The following is a 3,576-nucleotide window of genomic DNA, read 5'->3' as shown; positions in this document are numbered from 1 at the left end:
TATTTTAAACAATTAGTTTTATCTATTAAACCAGCTCATACTTGGGCTTTAATAAAATCAAGGAGCTGATAATGACTAAAGAAGAAATACAAAAAGTAAAAGATTTCTTAAGAAAAAGAGAATCAAATACATCAGCTCAAAACTTATTAAACTATATAGAAGAATTAGAAAATAATAATTATGAACAAAATAAAAATATAATAGAAAATATTATAAGAACTAATATTAATAAACTTATATTAGATAAAATACTTTAAAATATATTTAGTTTTCTTCTATTAAAAGCTTAATAAATTCTGATATAATTTTATCAAATTTATTTTTCCAATCAGGTTCATCATTTAAATTCATATTTTTAGCATAATTATCACTTATAAAATCAACTTTTAATAACTCTTCAGGTGATATATATAATTTAATACTATCATAAAAATTAATTAATTTATCATTGATTCCTTCAATTTTAGCATAATTATATTTATCATTTTTAGTATGTTGATCTATATCTTGTATAACAGTTTCAATTTCTTTTTTTATATATGAATATTGTTCATGAGTAAGTTTATTTTCTTCTGGAAGATTTTTGTATTTATTTTTTATAAATTCTAGCGTATTATGTAATAATTTTTTTATATTTCTTAATTTATTAGGATCAAATAAAATTCGTTTATTATTACAATTATTATTCATTAAATATAATCCAATTTATTTTTATAATAATTATTCCAATTATGATATATTAGTTCAGAAAATCTTAAATTTATATCTTCATCTTCTGTATAAAACTCTTTTCCACTCATATTTTTTATAATATTTTCTTCATTTCTATATAAATAGATAATATTTTCTAAGCTATTAAATACTTTCCAACTCATTAAAAAATCTATTACAAGAGGATTATGTCCTACAAAAATAACTTGCTCACTTACTTCAGATAGTTTTTCAAGCCATAAAGATAAAATTAAAGGATGAAAATGAGTATCTATTTCATCTATTAAGAAAATACTGGATTCTTTTTTAGCATGTATGAGCATAGGTGTCATGTATATAGTCTTTCTTGTTCCTGAAGATTCTTTAAAAAAGTTCCTTTTTTCATTTCCATGATGACAAATTATTTTATTTCCTTCAGATATTGTTATATCTGTTATTGTAGAATCTGCCAGCTTTGCTAATTCTAATATTTCTCGTTTATTACCGTTATTTTCTTTTATATGTTCTAATAAATCATTTTCTTTAAAATCACTCATATCATGAACTATAGAAATAAATATTTTTCTTGTTAATTCATAAAAAGGTGCAAGTGTCTCATAAAGTCCTATTTTTGTTGAAAATATAAAACTTGCAAATGTGTTATTGGGAAGCATTAATATGTTTATAATATTTTTAATATCTTTTTCTTCATTATCTTTAAATAATTTTTTAAATTTTATATTTTGATTATCTCTAGTAAATATTATATGATTTTCTAAATCTTTGAATTTTAATACTTCATATTTCTCTCTTAATACTAATTTTTCTTTTACAGATAACTCATACAAAAATTCATTTTTTTCTTTATCAGAAAACTTTAAACTTATAGTTACTGGTTTAGTTTTATCATTCGGCTTATATAATGGAGGATAATCATCTATTTTAGAAAATTCTTTTATAGTTTTCAAAGTATAAGACAAAGCATTAAGCATATTTGTCTTACCTGATGCATTATTACCGAATATTGCTGTTATTTTTTTAAAATCAAATGTTGTTTTTTCTTTATAACATCTGAAATTTTCTATTGAAAACTCTAGTAACATTAATTACCTTTATTAAAAAGTTAGATATCTAAAGATATCTATCCTTAATAGTATATTTTATATAAAATAATGTCAAATTTATATAAGAAATTATTTCAATTTTTTATAATTTTTTCAATTATTATAAATATTTATTAAAATACTTTAAAAAGCAAACTATATAATGTTTATATCAAAAATTATTTTTCTATAATTATGTAAAAATAAAATTATAGGATTAATTTATGAAACTAAATATTATAAAGTTATTTATGCTGTTATTGATAATGTCTGTAACAGCAGCTGCTCGAGACCAAATTGTATATATTACAAGAACAGGCGAAAAATATCATTTGGAGCATTGCAGTTCATTAAGAAGATCTAAAATAAAAATAACATTATCTGAAGCTATAAAAAAAGGATATGAACCTTGTAAAATATGTAAACCTTAAAAAAAATATATTTTTTAGGCTTAAAATGCAAATTTTATTTGTTTAACAATATTTATAAAACTTATTTAAGGATAAAAAAATGAAAAAATTATTATTAATTTATATGGTATTATCTATTAGTCTATTTGCTTTTGAAACTACAGAAAATAATATAAATAACAATATTCTTTATAATATTGAAGTAATACGTATATATGATGGAGATACATTTTTTGTTAATATTCCTGATGTTCATTGGCTTATAGGTTCAAATATTAGTGTACGCATAAGAGGCATAGCCACTCCAGAAATTAGAGGCGGTACAGAAGAAACTAAAGAACTAGCAAGAAAATCAAAAGAAGCATTAATCAAATTATTTGAAGGCAGAAAAATAACTTTATACAATCTAAATAGAGATAAATATTTTAGAATACTTGCTGATGTCAAAGCTGATAATATAGATGTAAAAGACTATATGATAAAAAATAATTATGCAAAACCTTATAACGGCGGTACTAAAGATAGTTGGTAATATCATAATTTTTATTACCATTCTTAATTATTGAATATCTTTATTATAGCAATCAATACTTTTATAAATGCATTGATTGCTATTAATATGTTGATGTAATAAGTTATTTTTTATTAAAAAATATTTCATATATAAATGCTGGCTTATTTGAAATATTTAGTTTTATTTCTATATTGCTATTATCTATAACAATTAAAAATATTATTATTACTGCAGTTAAAAATACTAATGATATAATAATACTCTTTACTATTTTTAAAAATAGTATTATAATATTTTTATTAATCATAATATAAGCTCCTACTATATTGTGATTTTTAGAGTAAGGTTCCGCGAAAACCTTACTCTTTTATTTTTTAATAATTTTACTTTTTGTTTTGCTCCTCCATATACATTCTATGAAGTGCTATTAAATATTCGCTTACATTCATTGCAGATTTTTCCTATTTCTTTATTTTTTATTTTCTTTTAAGTATTGCATATAAAACTTATGTACATTTATCATATATTCTTTTATTTTCATATTATACTTTAAAGCATTTTCTCTTATTTCTTTTCCTATTTCTGCAGGAACACTTATTGATATTACATCCTCTGCCTCTTTTTTTATCTTTGCCTCTTTATTTTTTACTTCAAACTCTTTTAATTTAGACATTAAAAACTCCTTGAATATTATTTAATGTTAGTATAAAATAATGCTAGTTAGTGTTAACATTAATTTTTTAATTCTTTTATAAGTAATGTTAATGCTATTATGATGATGAATATTTCAGTACCATTCATAAGGAATCACCTCCTTTTGAAGTATTCTATGGCTTAGGACTTTGCAGAGTTCTAAGCC

Annotated in this window: 7 protein-coding genes; 3 read left to right on the top strand and 4 right to left on the bottom strand. The window is 20.9% G+C overall.

Going from position 1 to position 3,576, the window contains the following annotated elements:
- Positions 1–71: 71 nt before the first annotated feature.
- Positions 72–257: a hypothetical protein gene (locus F811_RS0100460; protein ID WP_020003355.1), complete on the top strand. Its 186-nt coding sequence runs from the start codon at positions 72–74 to the stop codon at positions 255–257.
- 7 nt (positions 258–264) lie between these two features.
- Here F811_RS0100460 and F811_RS0100455 read toward each other — a convergent pair whose 3' ends face one another.
- Positions 265–690, bottom strand: coding sequence for a hypothetical protein (locus F811_RS0100455; protein ID WP_020003354.1), 426 nt, complete (start codon positions 688–690; stop codon positions 265–267).
- The gene (locus tag F811_RS0100450) at positions 690–1,793 is read right to left on the bottom strand and encodes an AAA family ATPase (protein ID WP_020003353.1); all 1,104 of its coding nucleotides are present in this window, start codon (positions 1,791–1,793) and stop codon (positions 690–692) included. Before F811_RS0100450 ends, F811_RS0100455 begins: the two co-directional genes overlap by 1 nt.
- Positions 1,794–2,017: 224 nt before the next feature.
- Between F811_RS0100450 and F811_RS0100445 the strand changes: the two genes are divergently transcribed.
- Together F811_RS0100445 and F811_RS15275 are read left to right on the top strand one after the other, a co-directional pair.
- On the top strand, positions 2,018–2,224 hold the full coding sequence (locus tag F811_RS0100445) for a hypothetical protein (protein ID WP_020003352.1): 207 nt from the start codon (positions 2,018–2,020) through the stop codon (positions 2,222–2,224).
- A gap of 79 nt (positions 2,225–2,303) precedes the next feature.
- On the top strand, positions 2,304–2,735 hold the full coding sequence (locus F811_RS15275) for a thermonuclease family protein (protein ID WP_020003351.1): 432 nt from the start codon (positions 2,304–2,306) through the stop codon (positions 2,733–2,735).
- 103 nt (positions 2,736–2,838) lie between these two features.
- On the opposite strand, the gene F811_RS0100435 is transcribed toward F811_RS15275, so the two are convergent.
- The gene (locus F811_RS0100435) at positions 2,839–3,024 is read right to left on the bottom strand and encodes a hypothetical protein (protein WP_020003350.1); all 186 of its coding nucleotides are present in this window, start codon (positions 3,022–3,024) and stop codon (positions 2,839–2,841) included.
- 162 nt (positions 3,025–3,186) lie between these two features.
- Entirely contained in the window at positions 3,187–3,390 is a 204-nt protein-coding gene (locus tag F811_RS0100430; RefSeq protein WP_020003349.1) for a hypothetical protein, read from the bottom strand.
- Positions 3,391–3,576: the final 186 nt, after the last annotated feature.

This window comes from Brachyspira innocens ATCC 29796, assembly GCF_000384655.1.
Classification (GTDB): Bacteria; Spirochaetota; Brachyspiria; order Brachyspirales; family Brachyspiraceae; genus Brachyspira; species Brachyspira innocens.
This window is presented reverse-complemented; position numbering and strand designations above follow the sequence as displayed.

What these genes read in the sequence shown, in the direction of transcription:
- F811_RS0100460 (WP_020003355.1), top strand. Translation starts at nt 72, where the DNA reads ATGACTAAAGAAGAAATACAAAAAGTAAAAGATTTCTTAAGAAAAAGA.
- F811_RS0100455 (WP_020003354.1), bottom strand. Translation starts at nt 690, where the DNA reads ATGAATAATAATTGTAATAATAAACGAATTTTATTTGATCCTAATAAA.
- F811_RS0100450 (WP_020003353.1), bottom strand. Translation starts at nt 1,793, where the DNA reads ATGTTACTAGAGTTTTCAATAGAAAATTTCAGATGTTATAAAGAAAAA.
- F811_RS0100445 (WP_020003352.1), top strand. Translation starts at nt 2,018, where the DNA reads ATGAAACTAAATATTATAAAGTTATTTATGCTGTTATTGATAATGTCT.
- F811_RS15275 (WP_020003351.1), top strand. Translation starts at nt 2,304, where the DNA reads ATGAAAAAATTATTATTAATTTATATGGTATTATCTATTAGTCTATTT.
- F811_RS0100435 (WP_020003350.1), bottom strand. Translation starts at nt 3,024, where the DNA reads ATGATTAATAAAAATATTATAATACTATTTTTAAAAATAGTAAAGAGT.
- F811_RS0100430 (WP_020003349.1), bottom strand. Translation starts at nt 3,390, where the DNA reads ATGTCTAAATTAAAAGAGTTTGAAGTAAAAAATAAAGAGGCAAAGATA.